Genomic DNA, 19,379 nt, shown 5'->3' on the forward strand with positions numbered 1-19,379 from the left:
CCTGATTCACCTTCGTACAGCGGAGAATCCCATTCTAAGGAGTATTGGTTAGACGATAAAACCGAAATCTCAATTCGCGGGCTTGGATTCGGCCTTAGCAAGTACATGAACCGTAGTCCCTGCCTCCGCCTCAAACGAATAGGTTGATGCGTCGAGTTGCGTTGGCTCGTAAATCTCCCCTTCAATCCATAATTGGATGGGCAGATTGCAACGAATACGATACACCCCTTTATTATCTGGCTTCAGTACAGCATGCTGTAATTGACCGTCCTTCCATGCCATATCTACCGTTACCGCACCGCGGGCGCGAAGCCCCGTTACTTCACCATTGGACCAAGCATTAGGGAGAGCTGGTAACAAATGAATGGCGTCAGCATGGCTTTGCAGCAGCATTTCCGCGATACCCGCAGTCCCGCCGAAATTGCCGTCTATCTGAAACGGCGGATGATTATCGAGAAGGTTGGGCAATGTGGAGTGCGTCAAAAGGGCAGTTACATTTTCGTATGCTTCTTCCGCATCTCCCAGCCGAGCCCAAAAATTCACAATCCAGGCGCGACTCCAGCCTGTATGTCCGCCTCCGTTTGCAAGTCGTCTCTCAAGTGTCCGGCGAGCAGCAGCACTTAGGCTTGGTGTCTTCTCTGGAGTGATCTGTGTTCCCGGGTGCAAAGCGAACAAGTGTGAGATATGACGATGTCCTGGCTCCACTTCCTCATAATCTTCAATCCACTCCTGTATTTGCCCATGACGCCCAATCTGGGGCTGTGGCAGCTTATCCATTGTAAGTTTAAGCGTTGTCAAGAAGTCCATATCCGTCTCTAACTGTTCACCTGCCGCTAGACATGCGAGAAACAATTCGCGAGCAATCTGGCTATCCATGGATGGCCCATAGCAAAGCACGCCCGTTTCTCCATTCGGCAATCTATATGTGTTTTCAGGTGAGACAGAGGGGCAAGTGACAAGCACTCCACTAGGAAGTTCGACCATATAACCAACAAGAAAAGCAGCCGCTTCTTTCATCATCGGATAAGCACGTTTCAGAAAAGCCTCATTCCGCTCGAATTGATAATGTTCCCAAAGATGCAGACATAACCATGCAAGACCAAGGGGCCAATATGTCGAGGGTAGATAAAGATCCTGCGGTGCGGTATCCGCCCAAATATCAGTATTATGATGGGCAGCACTGCCACCGCACCCATACATGACTTGAGCGGTTCGGCGACCGTTTGGAATCATCCGTTCGATCAATTCAAAGAGAGGCTCATGGCATTCGGGTAAATTGCAGATCTCAGCCGGCCAATAGTTCATTTGCGCATTAATGTTAATGGTAAATTTGCTGTCCCAGGCCGGCAACATATCCTTATTCCAAATACCTTGCAAATTCGCAGGTAAAGATCCTGGTCTGCTTGAAGCAATAAGCAGATAACGGCCATACTGAAAATATAAAGCTAGAAGTCCGGGGTCTTCATCTCCAGCTTTCATCCGTTCCAATCGTTTCGAGGTGTCTTGTTCCACAGCATTGAATGCAGCATCAAGCCTTAACGACGTCCGCTCAAACAGTTTACAATAATCCTCAATGTGGGCCGTTAATAAATCGGTATACGTCCGTGAAGCAGCACGCTTGGCATTCGCAAACGCTGCGGATTCAGGATCGGACTCTCGAAAATCCGTGGCGGCGGAAATGACCAATGTGACGGCATCGGCATTGGTCACGACCAAGCGCTCCCCAATCGTACGCATTTGGCCTCCCTCTGGTTTGCACATCAACACACCGCAATAGTTAACACCTCCGCCACTATTGCCGCTCATCATGATCGAATTACCTTCTTCTGTGCGGATACGGTCTACGTATCGGAACCTTTCCCTTCCCATTCTTGCCGTAAAGGAAATTTGGCCCGGCGTATCAGCCGTCAATCGAATCACAATCGCGCCGTCCGGATAGCTCGCAAAGATCTTGCGACGATAATGAACCTTACCCGCCTTGAAGGAAATACTGACCACTGCTTCTGATAAATCGAGCTCCCGTTCATAATCGATGACTTGGTTATCGTCTAATGTTTGGAAATGAAGAAACAGATCGCCGAGCGGCACATAATGACGCTGGGTTTCAGGGATCGCAGTTAAGGCAAGCGAAGCGAGGGACTCGGCTTCTTTGAGCTTCCCTTCAAAAATGAGGCGGCGAATTTCCGGAAGATGTACCAAAGCATCCGGGTTATGCCGATCCCTCGGCCCTCCATACCATAAGGAATCTTCATTAAGCTGCAATCGTTCGGAGCATGGCCCTCCGAAAATCATAGCTCCCAGCCGTCCGTTGCCAATCGGAAATGCTTCGTCCCAATGCTTGGCTGGGGAGCGAAAAAATAGTCTTTCTTTGTACTCTAAACGTGCTCCACTCATGATGATTGCCTCCTTCACTTTACAATCGGATTCTATTTCTAATCAGCAGGCTTGTATTCGAACCAATCAAATGCCGCAGGTACATTAGACTGCTTACCGTTTCCCGTTGCATACATACCAAAAAACACGCCTGTGAAACCACCTGCCACTTCGGTATAAAATGATGCCGTCTTCACCGAACAAGTGAAATGGCATTGATGGCGTCCCACGAAAGCTGGGCTGTCCGTATCGTTGAGCGTGACAGCCGAACCGTTTAATAGTCATGAACCTTGCACCTCAGAAAGAGACCAGTCAGATGCATTTTTGTTACTATAATATTCTCTTGCCCGCCTTAAACAGCGATCAGAACTTCATGCTGACTTCGTCCAGGGGATCACCGTTTCGGGATTCAATGGTTCATGCAACCACGTAGGACGTTTGGCGAAGAGTCTTCTGTTTTGTTGTGTAAGTTACGGTTTGGCGGCCTTCTCAACAGATGCGCCTTCCATCTGCTTGTGAAATTTTCTTGGTGTAAAGCCCGTAATCTGCTTGAATTGACGGCAGAAGTGCTCCACGTTGTTATACCCGCAGCGTAAAGCGACCTCCGCGATGGATAGAGAGCCGTGCAACAAATATTCCTTGGCTTGGCGGATGCGGCTTGTAATCACGTCATCCATACAAGAAATCCCGAAAGTCTTCTTGTAAATTGTCTGCAAATACCCAGGACTGATGCGGATAGAGTCGGCCATTCTCGGAACCGCCCAGTCCTGGCTAGGATTACTGTAAATGGCGGTCCGAAGCGTTAACAAGTTGTAGTATTTGGGCGTAATTACTTCTTGAAAGTAAGATTCCAGCAGCTTGTTAAACAGGGTTCTCAGTAAGCAGTCAATGGATGATTCTTTATAATATTTTTGAAATGAGTGTTCGCTGACGAGGAGTTGGAATATTTTGTGGCAGTATTCAGGGTCATTCAATGAAAATGGCACTCCGAATGGAAGCGATGTTTCCGTTACATACGATTCGTTGGATTCGAAACGAATCCAGTCGTTCTTATATTGTTCCGCGCAGGCCCGGTAATAAATTTTTTGATGGGGATGGTATAAAACTCCACTGTGTGCCGGGTACTCCTTCAATTCTTCATTGACCCAGAACAGGGCAGGTGTATGGGTCACGACGAGCAGCCAACAGTTATGGCCCTCAGGGATATCGAACACAAAATTGCTTGCGTGCGCGGCATCATACTCAACATAGAAAATGTTGGTCATCATGATCCTCCAGTATCAAAAAAATGACAATACATCAATTATTTATTAGCATATATTACTGTTTGAAAACAGTCAACGAAGCAAAGGAACGACGGCTCGTTCGGCACTCTTGCCTAGATCGAAAACTAGATGTTCATTGAAATGGTAATGGGGCAGCTGGTTATGGTGATAGCACTCGATCAAAAAGAACAGGCGCGGTTTGCATATTCCCTGCGCTTTAAGTCGCCATCATGAATGATAACCTGTTTCCCTTTCAACTCTTGCATGGCTAAATATCCTCTCAGTGATATAGTTGCCGAATTCCAGTTTCATGGAACTTCCTCCCCTTGTCAATCTATACTTCCGCATACGAATTCAACGGATTTTCTCTTGAAATATTGTCTCACGAGGAGCTGCATCATATCACTGGGTTGTTCACTGGAAAACTCGGCTTGATCCACGAATCGCATGCCGTACGGTGCATTTGGCGTATAGGGCTCCCACCGCGGCAAGTCCTCTCCCGTAGAATCTTTGCCGTTCGGATCTCCACAACGAATGAAGTTCGCCCAGTAATTGCACATTTGGCGGGCAAGATCGTAATGTTTGCCGACGAACGGCCTCCAGCATTTGGCGAGGGTCTCGAAGAAGAACCAGAGATCCACCGAGTGGAACGTTCCAGGGTTATCCCAACCTGGGATTCCCGCATCGAAATTGTAATAGTACAACGGGAGATTGGCGCCGGTATCTGCATTGGCCTGCCCGGCAATCCGTATCGCGTATTCGATGCCACTTACCGAAGCTTTTTTCAAGACCTCATCGAAGTTGCTTGATGGAAATCCGCAAATTTCAAGAAATTCATTGGCATCATCGCCGAATAAGTCGACGGCCAAGTTCTTGATTTCGTCCAGCGAATCGGCCTCCGGAGCGCTGAAAAACTCGGATGACGTATGGCCGAACATCACCGGTACCTGCAAGCGCTTGTTTTGAAGGAACAATTCGAACGCGTTGCCATCACTGAACTTATTGTCGACGACGGTGCCCCAGAACGCATTGTACTCCAGCATCTTGTCTCGGAGAGAAACCGCATCAAGCTTCCGCGCTTCCACAAGCGAGGAAATGCCGAGAAATTCGAAGAATTGAACACCTTCCTGTTCGGCTTCCCTTATATCGCGCAGAAACCTGGGCGTGCGGGCTCCCGGGTAGAGCTCCGTGAATACCCCGCTCTGCACGATCGCTCTCTGAAAGAGGCCGTTGTTCTGCGGTGAAGTAAGCTGGCTCATGACGCTTCCGCCGCCGGCAGATTGTCCGCCGATGGTGATGTTGTCCGGATCGCCGCCGAAAGCAGCGATATTGCGTTTGACCCATCTTGTAGCAGCTTGTTGGTCGAGGTGGCCGAAGTTCGCGGGAGCTTCCGGCGATTCCGCCGTGATTTCAGGGTGGCATAGAAATCCGAACACGTTCAGACGATAGTTGATCGTGACTACGACGATGCCTCTTCGGGCGATGCGTTCCCCGTCGAACTCCATCTCGGCCGTATGACCGACCTGCAGACCTCCTCCGAAATACCATACGTACACCGGCAGCTTTTCATCGGCACGGTTAGCCGGGGTCCACACGTTAAGGTAGAGGCAGTCCTCGTCCATGGCGATGTCCGGTTCCACGGCCCATTCCCGGGTATAAATATTGTTTTCGTCGATTTCTTGTCTGACCTGCATCGAGACCGGCGCGAATTCGTACGCTTTGAGCACGCCCCTCCAGTCTTTGGCGGGCTGCGGGGCACGCCAGCGGTTCTCTCCTACGGGCGGAGCGGCAAACGGGATCCCTTTGAAAATCGTGATCCGGGGGTCGGCTGCTGGCAGCCCTTGTACCAATCCGTTTTCAACGTTTACGACTCTAAGCATGTTTGATTTCTCCTTTCATTAAGCGAACTCTTTCCACGAAAGCGTCTTTGCAAGAATCTGCAAAAGATCATCGACGGACGATGTATTAGTCTAGAATCAGAAAATGAATGAGGGATATATAAGATCAGATCATACATATCCCTCATTCATAAAAAATTATAATTTTTACTTTTTAGCTAATGCATCGGCACGCATTTTAATAATCTTTTGCGCTTTTTCCGTATCCGAAGCAAATACATCATTCCAGCCGAGGCCTATCACATCTTTCTTCAACATTTCCCAAAGCTTGTCGAACTCTGCTTGATTCTTTGCGAATACCATTTTCCAGGATGTGTTCTTTACATAGTCAGAAATCTGGCTGCGTTTGTTTTTAATATCTGATGAATCGCTTCCTAAACTTGTATTGATATTGGGGACGATATCGATCATCTTATGTTTCAGGTAGTAATCTGTTGCGTTTTCTGCATTATAGGTGTTCTGCCAATCCGTCGTTAACGCTGTCTTGTTCGCTTCAATTGTTGAGCCCCAGTAATTGCTGTTATAGAACTCCCCTGTCTTTGGATCTTTGGCAAAATCGCTTATGATCATCGTGTTAAGCTTGCTTTGTCCGTCCTGGTATCCGCCGCCTCCGTACTCTTCCGGAACGGGTGTATTTTTCTGGAATGCGGTTTGACCCACTTCGGTCAGCTTAAATTTACCGTCTGCCGTCTTTTCGTAGTTGAAGCCTTCAAATCCATTCACATAGTAGCGCAGGCCTTCAGGAGAAGCAAGCCAATCCATGAATTCCATGATCCGATCGGGATCATTGGCTTTGGAACCGATAGCAAATACTCTACCATTGCCGTAATAAGCATCGCTTGCCTGAATGATGTGCATGTCAGCGATCGGAACAGCAACATTCCCGTCACCCTTTTTACCTCTTTCAATTGTATTGTAGAACCCTGTTTCCCATGAGTACCACAAGAGAAGCACCTGCTTGTTGGTCAGCTTTTCTGATACTTTGTTCCAATCCTGGGTTGGTGAGTCAGGATCAACCAAACCCATCTGATTTGCTTTAAAATAGAATTGCAGAATCTTCTTGTACATACTGTTGTCATCAATGAGCGGAACGATGTCGCCTTTTGCATTCAACTGGATGGTGGTGGTTCCTTCTGGCTGCTCATAACCGTACCAATTGCTCAACCAGCGTGCATTTTCCATAGTGCCTCTGCTGTCCCAATCCTTCCACAAGGTGATCGGAGCGATCGCTTTACCGTCCGGAGTCTTGGGAAATTTCTCATGCATTTGCTTCAGAACATTTAAAAGATCATCCAGATTGTTCAGCTTGGGAGCCCCAACTCCCTTGAAATAATCCCAAGGCATTATTGGGCTTGAGTAAGGGGTTTGTTCCGAGAATGTCGTTGGTGAAGTATCTGCCTCAAAAGTCGGCAAAGCATAAATCTTGCCATTCGGATTTACTTTTTGAAATGCTGCATTGAAAGGTTTGAAATGATTATCCACATATTTGGACAGGTTCTGCGTATTCTTGATCTTATCCGTGAGATCCATAATCAGACCGGCTGGAATTAATTCTTCCAACTGATTGTTATTGACGATCAGGAGATCGCCCAAATTTCCTGCTGCCGATCTTGTCTTGTATAGCTGATCGCCGGCAATCTGCGGAGCAAGAATGTTCAATGTGATATTGAACTTATCCTTAATAAGCTTTCCATACCACCCTTTCTGCTCACCTTGATAATTTGCTGCATTGTCAAAAACGGTAATGGTCAGCGGTTTACTGTGATCTAGTGCTGTACTAGCCTTGGATGTAGCTCCAGTACCGGAGTCTGGTGACTTACTTGGTTCCGTTGATGCAGCCTTATTGTTAGATTCGCCTCCACAGCCGGTCAATGCTATCGAAACCATTAAGAGGCTTGCAAACAATAACAACATCGATTTTTTTACTGCTTTACTAGGTTTACTCATACTCAACCCCCATATTGTTTCAATTTATTAAACCGGTGCAAGTTATCCTTTCACTGCACCGATCATAATCCCCTTTACAAAAAACCTTTGGAAAATCGGATAAACCAACATAATGGGCGCTACAACAATAATGGTCACCGTCATTCGAATTGAAGTAGTGGTTTGCTTTGTTGCCAGACTTGTTATCGCTGTCGAACCGGCATTCTGCAGGTTTACCATGCTGGATATGGAACTTGCCTGATTAATATAGTTATATAGAATAAACTGCAAGCTATATAGTTTGCTCTCCGTGACCAACAACAACGTGTCCTGGAAGGAGTTCCACTGATCCACTGCAGCGAATATGGCAACTGTAGCCAATATGGGCTTACAAATCGGCAACATGATTTTGAAAAAAAGGGTCATGGTCCCGGCCCCGTCGATACTTGCCGCATGTTGCAATTCCTTCGGCGTTGATTCCACGAAAGTCTTTACAAGAATGATGAAAAACGGAGCTACGATTGTCGGCAGAATATAGGCCAAAAAATTGTTTGTCAGATGCAAAGACCTCATTGTCAAATACCATGGAATAACCCCGGCATTAAAAAACATGGTTAAAACCGTATAGCGATACCATAATTTTCTCCTCCACATGTCCTCCTGGGTAAACATGAATCCCAGAAAGGCGGAAGCCCCTACCGTCAAAGTGGTTCCAATCACGGTCCTTCCTACAGATACAATGGCTGCATCCCACAACCCCGGTATTTTAAACGCATCCACGTAGTTATGAAATTGGATATTTATCGGGTAAAAGATAACATCACCTTTGGCACTGATATCGTTTGCACTTATCGTATTAATAATGATTGAGTAAAATGGATATACACAAATAAGCGCATACAGGGAAAACAGGAAATATATTAAAACAGTAATCATTTTGTCTGTTGGGCTGACCTGGACTTTAATTTTTCTAGTGAGATGGCTGCCATGCACTTTATCATTCGGCGCCAGCCCTACTGCTTTATCACTCATACAATACTCTCTCCTCTTAGTCTTTTTGATAGTCCGTTCACAGAAAAGAGAAGTACAACACTAATCAAGCTCTTTAGCATACTGATCGCGACGGACACGGAATAGCTGCCGCCTCCCATTGCTAGGTTGTAAACATATAAGTCTAAAGCCTGTATGGAATCCTTGTTAAATGCATTTTGAAATACGAAATATTGCTCCAAGCCATTATTCAGAAAACTCGCAATTTGCAGCATCAACAAAACAAAATAGGTCGGCACCATACTCGGCAATACTACATGCCAGATCACCCGCATTCTTGTCGCGCCGTCTACATAGGCCGCTTCATATAGAGAATCATCAATACTCATAATCGCCGCTATATACAATATGGCTGACCAACCCAATGTTTTCCAAGTCGTCCAAATCCACATCATAATCCAAACATGGTCGGAGTTTTGAAGAAGTAATATCGGGGAATCGATAAATCCAAGTTGTTTCAAAAGGCCGTTGACTATACCTTCACTAGAGAACATTGAAAATGCCAGTGAATAGACCAATACCCAGCTGATGAAGTTCGGCAAGGTTGTTACCGTCTGTATAAACCTCCGGAAACGTACGGATTTGATCTCCGTCAGGAATATGGCAAAAATCATTGGAAGCCAGGAGAATAGCAGATTCAAGCCACTCATCCCAAACGTGTTCTTGAGTATTTGAAGCGTTTGATCGATCTTTACTTGGTTTTCGACCAAGGTATGAAACCACTTCAGACCAACAAACGGCGATTGGGACAGCGGAATCGGCGGCGTATAGTCAAAGAATGCATAAACCCAACCATATAGCGGGTAATATGCAAAGACACCAAGTAAAACCATAAAAGGCATAATAAAGAGGAATTTTATTGTTGAGATGCTTTTCTTGCTGTATTTTTCTATTCGTACCATGTCAGGCCCCCTATTTTATATTCAACGTATTATTGACAAATAACGATATCCAAAAAAAATATGAAGTGCCCAAATGGCAGTTTCACTCTACTCCAGCGCAAAAGGTCATCGATGAATTTGAGGACGTACCTTGTTTTGGTAGCGTTTTCATTCGGTTTCGTTAAAGCTATTATAAGATATCAATTTTTTCAAAACAATGACGTATTCTCATCGATTATTGATCTATTCTCATATAGCTCGGTGAATCACGATGATGGCATCTATGAACAGTGGAGAAAAGGTTGTGGTGCAAAGCTCTAATTCATGATAACGTAATTGATAATGAAGTCATCAGATGGAGTAACTTACTTTGGAAACCAAATTGGATTTTTTTAAATGGAAGCAATATTTCTCATCAATTCTGAAAATCCAGTCTCAATAATTCTGAAAATTTCCTCAAAAATTATGACTCCACACAAAAACAATGAAGAAAAAAATGTGATATTCCAGAAATAATTAGAAAACGGAGCCCGCAAACCCGCGTGGCTCCGTTTTAGTTGTTTCAGAATTCGTTAGAAACTACACTCGCCAGTGGCGAAGATGAAGTATTTGTTGCAGAATTCGTTAGAAAAAAATATTTAAAATAATTATACTTATACATAATTATACAAAGCTTTATTTGATCCTAATCATTCCTTCAATATTGTTACTAATTGGTTGTTATTACGACTGTCTTGTTTAAGGTATCCCATTTGACCTCAGCGCCTAATGCTTCACTGACGAGCCTTATTGGGATGGGACAAATATACTTCCGTTGATTATTTGAACTTCTGTATCTAGTTCCTACTTCGCCATTAATTTCCACTTCATTAGAACCTACCCGAAGTTTTAATGACAAATCTGATTTAGCTGCAGTAATCGAACGAGTATCATTCACCCATGTTACTTTTGCATGTAATGCCTCGAATATTTTCCTCATAGGAACGGATTATTAGCTAAATATATTACCCAAAGTTGACTTTGACTTTCTAAAATTGAAATATCCGATAAATCATTAATAATAAGAGATACCCTTCTCAGATCCGTTTGATTGTATTGGGGGTATTCAATATCAAGCCCGGGTTCATGTTCATACCCGGGCTTGTTTGGTGATAGGGAATGTTTGATGATCAATTTTACAGATTCCTACAGATTCTACTTGTTGTATATTCTGTAGATCAGAACAACTGCTTCCGCTCTTGTAGCGGTATCTAGAGGATTTATTTTTGCTCCATCACCAGTAACAATTCCGTTCTTGATTAGGGTTGATACGCTTTGTGCTGCATAGGGTGCAACACTTGCATGATCCTCGAATTGGGCAAGATCCGCATCCGAACCTGCGGCCAGTTCCTTCTTGGCGATTTTCATCGCGCGGTCAATCAGTATCATCAGGTCCTGCCTGGATATCTTCTCATCGGGATTGAACCTGTTGTCTCCGACGCCAGCTGCGATTCCAAGTTTTTTAGCCACTGCAAGAGCATCTGCATAATAAGCGTCCTGCCGTACACCAGTAAAATTGCTGTCTGTCTTTGCAGAAAGTCCGAGGGCTTTTACCAAGATGAACACGAAGTCTGCTCTCGTAATATCACGGTCCGGCGCAAAACGGTCTGCAGCCACTCCGTTGATTACCCCTTTGGAAGCCATGACCTCGATGGCCTTCTTCGCCCATGGGTAGTTGTTAATATCGCTAAAAGAGTCATTCACATACGTTACGGCATACCTGCTGAAATATGTGGTAATGAAGGTGATTTTGCCGGACTCCGGATCGTATTTGGCTGTCGGCACTGCAACAGCTTTCCCGTTTCCGTCAATATACCATACCGTAATATGTTCAGGATCTGCCAATTCAGCAGCGGTTGGAGTATAGGGTATTGTTACGGTAACAGGTGCATTTGGATTGCTCCATGACCTTGTTGTACCATCAACCTTAAGGTTAAGCTCAATGACAGGCCTTTCGCCGATGGCGGCTTTTGTCTCACTGTCGAGCTTTGAGGTATCCGCTTTTCCTATCGCAATGTCAACCTTATCTGCCCCAACTAATTCGGATGCCTCCAGCATATTGGTAGGAACCGCTAAATCAGCTGTTTCTGTTTTCAATTTTACTATCTTTGCAGCATCCGTGGATGCCAGAGCCGGAGCCGGCAATCTGATAACGAATGAATTTGCGCCTTCAGCCTTTGGTATTTCAACCAACGCAACGTTGGACTCTTGAAGTGCCTTATCCAAGGCAGCTGAATCGACAGTTGCCGTTGCCGTGCCTGTTGCTTGATCAACAACTGGCGGGGCCACCTCAACTTTGCCAGGAGTTCGTGTTGGTTCTGGTTGTGCTGGCGTTGAAGTAGGTGTTGACGTAGATGTTGGCGTAGGTGTTGGTGATGGTTTAGCAGTTATGGTAATATCACATTCTCCTACAACGCCTGAACCATCGTTCGCTGTAGCCTTAACTGTAACGGTTCCGGCGCCATTCGCTGTTAACAATCCGGTTATATCGATTGTTGCCTGACCGGTTCCATTTACAACACTCCATGTAACCGTCTTGTTCGCTGCATTCTCCGGTGTTACGGAAGCATTCATTTGAAGCGTTTTACCTGCTTCTACAGTCGTTCCGCCCGTTACGGTTATACCTGTTACGGGTACGGCTATTACAGGTTGGGTAATACCCTCCAGGGTTGGCGTTACAACTTTCATCAACCCATTTGCATTAAACTCCAGCTTATCGATGCTAGTCTCCCGATGGAAGCCGAATCCGCTGGTGTACTGTCCCAATGGCGTTACAAACCTATGGTAGGCGATATAATACTCGTCCTTGCCGGGCACCTTGACGATTGACTGGTGTCCTGTACCTAGGATATCTTTGCTTGTGTCCTTCGCCAACAACGTATACTTGAAATCAATTTGACCATGCAGGTTGCTTGACGTACCGTAATTGACATGATAGTTTTCACTGCCTGCATCATCGCACGTCCAAGTAAAGTGGTAAACTCCGTTTCTCTTTATGACTACCATGGATTCCCTAAAATCGGTTGCTCCGGTCAGGCTTCTCATCGTTCCCGGTTTTAAGCTTACCATATCATCATTGAGCTGAACGATGGCAGGAGATCCGTTACCAAAAGTCATATAGGAAGTACCATCGTCATCCGTGAAGATGGAGGGGTCGATGGTCTGCCACATGGTTGTAATACCGGCATTCTTCACGATCTCAGGAGTTATCAACGGTGTGCTTTGCGCTATAAATGGACCCGTCGGGCTGTCAGCTACAGCTACGCCGATTAAGGAAGCTCCATCTTGACGCTTCGCACAGAAGTAGAAATAATATTTTCCGTTCTTTTCTTCAATGGTTGGCGCCCATGCGCTTCCGATCGACCAAGGGACGTCTTTGCCTGCTCCCGCATCCAAAATAACTCCTTCATCTTTCCAAGCCGTCATATTATCGGACGAGAATACGTGGAATTGTGTTCCGTTCCAGCCTTCAAATCCGTCGGTTGTCGGGTAGATGTAGAATTTCCCGTTAAAAACGTCAACATCAGGATCTGCAAATTGACCGCCCAAAGCCGGATTGTTGGCAAATACGCCTTGCACGGTCCATACCTGCGTACTTTGATCCGGTAAATGGATGGTAACGGAAACAGGATTCGATAGATCCACAGTCTGACCGTTTGTTCCATCCATCGTGCACCCTTCGGACAGCACGTAGGTTAGCGGCACTTGTTTCAAATCTTTTTTCGTGCTGTTGCTGCGGCTGAAATATACCGTAGCCTTATGGTTCGCCGCATCGGCTTTCGTTGTAACAATACTGTAGCCGTCTGCTGACGCACCCTTAATCAGTGGAATATCCGTAATGTTGAATTCTTTGGCGATTTCTGTTTCCGTAAGCGCGCGGTTGTATACCTTGATATTATCAAAATAGCCTTTAAAGTACGGGTCATTATAGAATGATTTTCCTAAATAGGCCAGTAAGTCCTCGCCTAAATCGGAAATGGCTATATTTACATGATTGTTTTTACTGAGCAATCTTCCATCCTTATAAATGGCCATGCTTGTAGGTGTAACGACAAGCTTGATATTCATCCATTTGCCTGCTATAGGATCCGTAGTGGCTTTGACCTCCTGCTCAGAGCCCCATGAGCCTGTTGTAATGGCATTCCGCAGTTCAGTATTCCGTGTTCGGAAGAACATATACTTGTTGTTATCTTTACCGATCGCAAAGGTAAAGAAGTTTCCATCTACCATTACCGGCTTGATATCCATGGAAACCGTTACCGTATCCCTTCCATCAAAGAAGCCTTGGGGGAAAGCTGCATATGTGCTGTCCGAACCATCCAGGTACAGGACTTGTGAGTTCGTATCCGAATCGGTTACGTATGTTGCATTCCCGTTCAAGGTGCCTGTGCGGTTGTTGCCTGAGGTATCCCGGATTGCGTTTCCTGTTTTTGTTTCGTCGAATTTATATTCCAGCACAGGATTTGTTTGGGATGGTTCTGCAACTATAATCTTGACTTTAGCTTTCACAGATGACAGCACTTTTCCATCAGCAACAGGTGCTCCAAAGTTCGGTGTACCATCACTGTTCCAATACAATTTCTGAACTCTGGTATGCCTGCCTGCATCATATAACGGTTCATAACCATTGCCGATGTACTTTTCTTCCTCACGCGCATGGTAGACAAGAATATCATCCTTACCATCCTCGGACACTGTAAAGCTATTGTGTCCCGGTCCATATTGCCCGTTTGCAGCATCGGATTTAAATACCGGATTAGGTGACTTCTCCCACGAACTAGGGTTCAGCAAATCACTTGTATCGGAAGCCGTTAAAAGTCCAAGGCAGTAAAGGGCATCCGTAGCACTTGCGGAATAGGAAATGAATATTTTTCCGTTTTTCTTTAGGACACTTGGTCCCTCATTAACCTCATATCCATGTTTTTCCCAATCATATAGGGGGGATGATATTTTTACTGCATTCGTATCGATCGTTAATGGATCCTTCATTCTTGCTATATATAAATTTGAAACAGAATCAATCTGAGCCCATACAAGATATCTCGTTCCATTATGTTCAAAGGTTGTTGCGTCTAAAGAAAACCCATTAAAAGCCATGTCTGACGGATTGGTCTTCTGCATCTGCCCCATATACTGCCAATTTTCTTTTACCATAGGGTCCAGATTTCCTGGACACATGAGTACTTGTGGACGGATCTGCCAAATATCGGTATTGGATATTGTGGCCGCATAATAGATATACCAATTTCCATCCATATAATGGATTTCAGGTGCCCAAACATGGGGGCTTTGATTCCCGTTAATGGGGTCCTTTGTATAGATTACCTTCTCCTCAGCAGTGGCAAGTCCCTGTATCGTTGTTGCTCTTCTCAGTATGATTCGGTCATACTGGTACATGCCTACATTGTTGTGACCTTCTGAGCCGTCCGTATATGAAGCAGTAAAGTAGTAATAACCATCTGTATGCTTATAAATATATGGATCTGCTCGGTTCATTATAAGTGGATTCCCGTACTCATTATCATATAAAGATCCTTGTACGGTTACGGCTCCTGGGTTTGCATACTGATGCGGATCGATGGCATCCCATGTTACAGGAACGGTGCCTGTCGTGTTATTACTGTATCTCACATTTACATTTGAAGGCAATTGAGGTGCTTGGCCAACTGTTGTAGTCATTGTTACATCTTCTGCGCTTATTATTTTTACCGAATCATCCTTAATACCAAATTCACTTTCGATTTCCTGATCCGTAAGCGCGCGGTTGTATACCTTGATATTATCAAAATAGCCTTTAAAGTACGGGTCATGATAGAATGATTTTCCCAAATAGGCCAGTAAGTCCTCGCCTAAATCGGACATGGATATGTTTACATTTTTGTTTTTACTGAGCAATCTTCCATCCTTATAAATGGCCATGCTCGTAGGTGTAACGACAAGCTTAATATTCATCCATTTGCCTGCTATGGGATCCGTAGTTGCTTTGACCTCCTGCTCTGAGCCATATGAGCCTGTTGTAATGGCATTCCGCAGTTCAGTATTCCGTGTTCGGAAGAACATATACTTGTTGTTATCTTTACCGATCGCAAAGGTAAAGAAGTTTCCATTTACCGTTACCGGCTTGATATCCATGGAAACCGTTACCGTATCTCTCCCATCAAAGAAGCCTTGGGGGAAAGCTGCGTATGTGCCGTCTGAACCATCCAGATACAGGACTTGTGACTTCGTATCCGAATCCGTTACATATGTTGCATTCCCGTTCAAGGTGCCAGTGCGGTTATTGCCTGAGGTATCCTGGATTGCGTTGCCTGTTTTAGTTTCATCGAATTTATATTCCAGTACGGGGTTTTGCTGTGGAGCTTCCACAGGTTTCCATGCCCCCCATTTGGCCTTAACGGCATCGTATTCCGCCTTTGTAATCGGCATTACTGTGCCGTGACGCGGTCCTGGCGGCAACCTATACTCGGAAGGGGCAAGCTTCCTGAATACCCCTGATGCGATGTCAGTGGATACCATAGGAAAGTAACCTCCACCGCCATAGTTGTCCAACAGCAGGCACCATTTATTCTCACCGTTGAATTTGAAAATTGCCGGACCTTCCACACCCTGCTGCGCTCCAACGCTATCGGACGAAAGTACGTTGTAGGGCTTCCCCAACAATTGATCGGACGTATCAATAAGAATATTGGAATGTGTCTCATCTTTTGAGAATCTGTAATAGGTTCCATTGTACTTTGTTATATCTACGTCTATTACATCAACCGGTCTTTCAATCCATATCTCAGGTTTCGAAAAGGTATAGAAGTCCCTGGTCTTGGAAATGTAAATCCTTTGTTTCGCATAGTTATCCGATCCAACTCGTGATGCCCAGAACATCACATATTCTCCTGTTTTGTCATCATATACAACTTCAGGAGCCCATGTATTTCCCCCATCATCCGTGGCAACCCTGACCAATCGTTCACTGGACCAGTTCACCAAATCAGTGGATTCCCAGATGACCACCGACTTGCTTCCGGATGTTTGTGCCGAACCCCAATCCGTATCAGCGATCCGAAGATCCGTTGCAACCAGATAGAACTTGTCGCCCTCAGGCGAACGCATGATAAACTGATCCCGTACTCCTTTGGTTCCAACATGTGAAGTCAGTACCGGATCGTTACCATTCATTGCGTCCCAATGCAATCCATCCTGACTTAATCCGAAGTAAGTCTGTTCCGCATCAGGCCGATTGGCACCCGTAAAGTATGAAAATAAATATCCTGCATAATCGGATTCATGGATCGGTGCCGGTTTTGCCTTAACGGTAATGATGATATCCTTTGTTCCGGTTGCTGTTCCATGCGTCAAGTGTGCGGTTAATGATACCTGTGTATCTGCTGCCTGTCTTGTAACGACACCGGGAGGTGTATGATCATAATTTCCATTTACCTGTTCGTTAACATTCACAACATCAGATTTGTCAGTTATCCAGGTGATATTCACGGTTTCCGTTCCAACCGTCATTGTGCTTGGCAATGTGATGTTGCCGCGTATATCGCCTGCATTGGGAATCACCAATTGCTTTTTTGCCAACTCTATCTCTGGATCTTGAAGCTCATCTGCACTTGCTGCTACGAACACAACGCAAGTTGCAGTTTTGCCTCCGTCGGCAGTTGAAGCTGTAATGTCCGTATTGCCTGCTCCAACTGCTGTAACCAAACCTGCAGCGTTTACCGTAGCTACGGCAGGGTTATTACTGGTCCAGGTTACTACCTGATTTGTTGCATTTAAAGGTGATACTGCAGCTGTTAATTGTATCGTATCTCCAACTACAGCACTTGCTCCGATTTTATCCACCTTGACACCTGTCACTGCTACATTAGCCAGTGATGATGCAGCAAGTGCACTTATCTCATCTGAAGTAAGGGCTTTGTTGTAAATACGGAAGTCATCCACCCGTCCATCAAGAAGCGGATCATTAAATTGAGACTTTCCGATATAGTTTGAAGTGGTATTGCCCAAATCCGAGGGTTTGAGCGTCATGGAGCTGTTGCGTCCTACTTCAACACCGTCAAGGTAGAGAATTCCCGTCGCTCCATCTAATGTGACCGCAACATGATGCCATGAACTAGCCGGAACGGGCGATGTTCCATTGATGATTTGTTCATTAATAGCGGGTGTTCGTATGGCAAAACGGAGGTTTCCGGCTTCTGGCGTGACAAACATATAATTCGTTTGGGATGAGCCAAAATCAAAAATTCGGTTCCACCATTTCACCGTATCCAAATTAACTAAAGTTGAAATGGTGCAAGTTTGGAGAGTAGATACAATCCCATCAGGAAGATCGACATATTGATTGGATCCGTTAAGGTCTACGGCGTTTGCAATTTCTCCGCGAACCCAAGAAGCTCCACCAGTAAGAGTGGCTTGATGATTGTTTCCGGAGGAGTCCGCTGCCGTCGTTCCGCTTGCCTCATCAAACTTGTACCATGAAACCAAATCTTTAGTTACTGTAACAGATACTTGCCATGTTTGTCCGTTGTATGTTACGGTTATCGTCGCATTTCCCCTACTGATCCCCGTAACCACACCTAAGGCATCTACTGATGCTACCGTTGTGTCCGAGGATCTAAACGTTGCACTGCTGGTGACATTTGCCGTAGATAAATCATCATAGGTGACAGTTAACAGCGTTGCGTGGGTCGTATTTTTTTTCAGCGTGTATGAAGTGGAATCCAAGGAATATACGGTCCCGCTTTTCAATACATTCGCAGTGAAAATCTTTGTATCGATTGCACTGCCCCTGGTTATCGTAGCAGTCAGGTTTACCGTTGTATTTACACCTGACGGTCTAGTTACAGTACCGTCATTCTGGATAACGCTCTGGTTATCGGAAGTCCATGCGATGGAGGCGCCGGCATATGCGGCAGGCAAACTGACATTGCCTTTTACCGCAGAAAGATCCCCTAAGTCAAGAATTCCTTTTACGGTTGTGACAGCATCCGTATCATTTAAAGACTCAATCCAGACATTTTTTACCTCACTGGAGGATAAAGCATGGTTGTATATGCGGAAATCCGATACTTTACCTTTGAGATACTTGTCTGCCGAGTACTCAGGTTTGCCGATATAGTTGTACAGATCGCCAATATTCTTAGGAGCATTCGTAACATTTGTCGTTTGGGCAATCACTACCCCATCTTCATACAGCGTTCCTGTTGTTCCTGACAAAGTAAAAGCAACGTTTTTCCATACCCCTTTGGTTAAAGGCGCTCTCTTTGCTGTGTTTTGTTCATTTTCCCACCGGTTTAATGAGATCGTGCTTCTAAGATTCCCGCCCCCGTCTTCCAATAGTGCGAAATACGTTGTACTCGGTGCACCAGCGTATTCAGAGGAGCCAAAAGTATATACCCAGGCCGGGTCAGCATTCGCTGTGTCAAGATAGACGCTGGTCGTTACGGTAATATCCGTTACCCCTGTTAGAATACCATTCGGCATTTGTACGAAACCGCTGCTTCCGTCCAGTTCGACCGCTCCCGATCCATTCGCCGCGGTCCCCCAAGTGTAACCACCATTCAAGGTGCCATTGCGGTTGTTACCGGAGTAATCAGTAATTGTTGTTCCACTTCCCTCATTAAACTTGTACCACAGCATCAAACTGTTATCTGCCGCAACTGCCTTGACTGGTGGTGTAAATGGGATTAACCCTGTAAGCATTGTAACAATTAACAAGACTGCCAAAACCCTCATTTTCGCCATAATCTTCTCCCTTCCTACTTTTTCTGGTATTGGGCATGATGTATCTTGTGAATCCGCTTACAAAATATTTTATAGGATAAATAGAAAAATAATAATAGAATTACTTTCGGTAAAAGTTTGATTTTTTTTGCTCTTCGCCGCTAGCAATGCTACCTGCATAATCACGCTCGGGTCTAATCAATAAATATAATTCTTCATTGGTATTT

At 45.2% G+C, this 19,379-nt stretch carries 9 protein-coding genes; all 9 read right to left on the reverse strand.

The window, feature by feature from the left end:
* Positions 1-69: 69 nt before the first annotated feature.
* The 9 genes from AC6RNO_RS11495 to AC6RNO_RS11535 all read right to left on the reverse strand — a co-directional run bounded on the left by AC6RNO_RS11495 (position 70) and on the right by AC6RNO_RS11535 (position 19,173).
* Positions 70-2,394 carry a glycosyl hydrolase family 95 catalytic domain-containing protein gene (locus AC6RNO_RS11495; protein WP_497105523.1) on the reverse strand — a complete coding sequence of 775 codons (2,325 nt, stop codon included), beginning with the start codon at positions 2,392-2,394 and terminating at the stop codon, positions 70-72.
* Between the two features lie 38 nt (positions 2,395-2,432).
* Positions 2,433-2,603, reverse strand: coding sequence for a beta-xylosidase family glycoside hydrolase (locus AC6RNO_RS11500; RefSeq protein ID WP_474679307.1), 171 nt, complete (start codon positions 2,601-2,603; stop codon positions 2,433-2,435).
* A gap of 240 nt (positions 2,604-2,843) precedes the next feature.
* A complete protein-coding gene (locus AC6RNO_RS11505) occupies positions 2,844-3,641 on the reverse strand; it encodes a helix-turn-helix transcriptional regulator (protein ID WP_474679308.1) in 798 nt (265 codons plus the stop codon).
* Between the two features lie 326 nt (positions 3,642-3,967).
* Positions 3,968-5,518: a carboxylesterase/lipase family protein gene (locus AC6RNO_RS11510; protein WP_474679309.1), complete on the reverse strand. Its 1,551-nt coding sequence runs from the start codon at positions 5,516-5,518 to the stop codon at positions 3,968-3,970.
* Between the two features lie 165 nt (positions 5,519-5,683).
* On the reverse strand, positions 5,684-7,483 hold the full coding sequence (locus AC6RNO_RS11515; protein ID WP_474679310.1) for a type 2 periplasmic-binding domain-containing protein: 1,800 nt from the start codon (positions 7,481-7,483) through the stop codon (positions 5,684-5,686).
* A 42-nt stretch (positions 7,484-7,525) separates the two neighbouring features.
* Positions 7,526-8,494, reverse strand: a complete 969-nt coding sequence (locus tag AC6RNO_RS11520) for a carbohydrate ABC transporter permease (RefSeq protein ID WP_474679311.1) — start codon at positions 8,492-8,494, stop codon at positions 7,526-7,528.
* Positions 8,491-9,414 (reverse strand): ABC transporter permease subunit, encoded by a 924-nt coding sequence (locus AC6RNO_RS11525; protein WP_497105524.1) that lies wholly within the window; start codon positions 9,412-9,414, stop codon positions 8,491-8,493. The genes AC6RNO_RS11520 and AC6RNO_RS11525 overlap by 4 nt, the downstream gene beginning before the upstream one ends.
* Before the next feature lie 688 nt (positions 9,415-10,102).
* Complete coding sequence (locus AC6RNO_RS11530; protein WP_488434746.1) at positions 10,103-10,372, reverse strand: copper amine oxidase N-terminal domain-containing protein; 270 nt, start codon at positions 10,370-10,372, stop codon at positions 10,103-10,105.
* A gap of 215 nt (positions 10,373-10,587) precedes the next feature.
* The gene (locus tag AC6RNO_RS11535) at positions 10,588-19,173 is read right to left on the reverse strand and encodes a family 43 glycosylhydrolase (RefSeq protein WP_497105525.1); all 8,586 of its coding nucleotides are present in this window, start codon (positions 19,171-19,173) and stop codon (positions 10,588-10,590) included.
* Positions 19,174-19,379: the final 206 nt, after the last annotated feature.

Source organism: Paenibacillus sp. sgz302190 (assembly GCF_059820445.1).

What these genes read in the sequence shown, in the direction of transcription:
- AC6RNO_RS11535 (WP_497105525.1), bottom strand. Translation starts at nt 19,173, where the DNA reads ATGGCGAAAATGAGGGTTTTGGCAGTCTTGTTAATTGTTACAATGCTT.
- AC6RNO_RS11520 (WP_474679311.1), bottom strand. Translation starts at nt 8,494, where the DNA reads ATGAGTGATAAAGCAGTAGGGCTGGCGCCGAATGATAAAGTGCATGGC.
- AC6RNO_RS11525 (WP_497105524.1), bottom strand. Translation starts at nt 9,414, where the DNA reads ATGGTACGAATAGAAAAATACAGCAAGAAAAGCATCTCAACAATAAAA.
- AC6RNO_RS11510 (WP_474679309.1), bottom strand. Translation starts at nt 5,518, where the DNA reads ATGCTTAGAGTCGTAAACGTTGAAAACGGATTGGTACAAGGGCTGCCA.
- AC6RNO_RS11505 (WP_474679308.1), bottom strand. Translation starts at nt 3,641, where the DNA reads ATGATGACCAACATTTTCTATGTTGAGTATGATGCCGCGCACGCAAGC.
- AC6RNO_RS11515 (WP_474679310.1), bottom strand. Translation starts at nt 7,483, where the DNA reads ATGAGTAAACCTAGTAAAGCAGTAAAAAAATCGATGTTGTTATTGTTT.
- AC6RNO_RS11530 (WP_488434746.1), bottom strand. Translation starts at nt 10,372, where the DNA reads ATGAGGAAAATATTCGAGGCATTACATGCAAAAGTAACATGGGTGAAT.
- AC6RNO_RS11495 (WP_497105523.1), bottom strand. Translation starts at nt 2,394, where the DNA reads ATGAGTGGAGCACGTTTAGAGTACAAAGAAAGACTATTTTTTCGCTCC.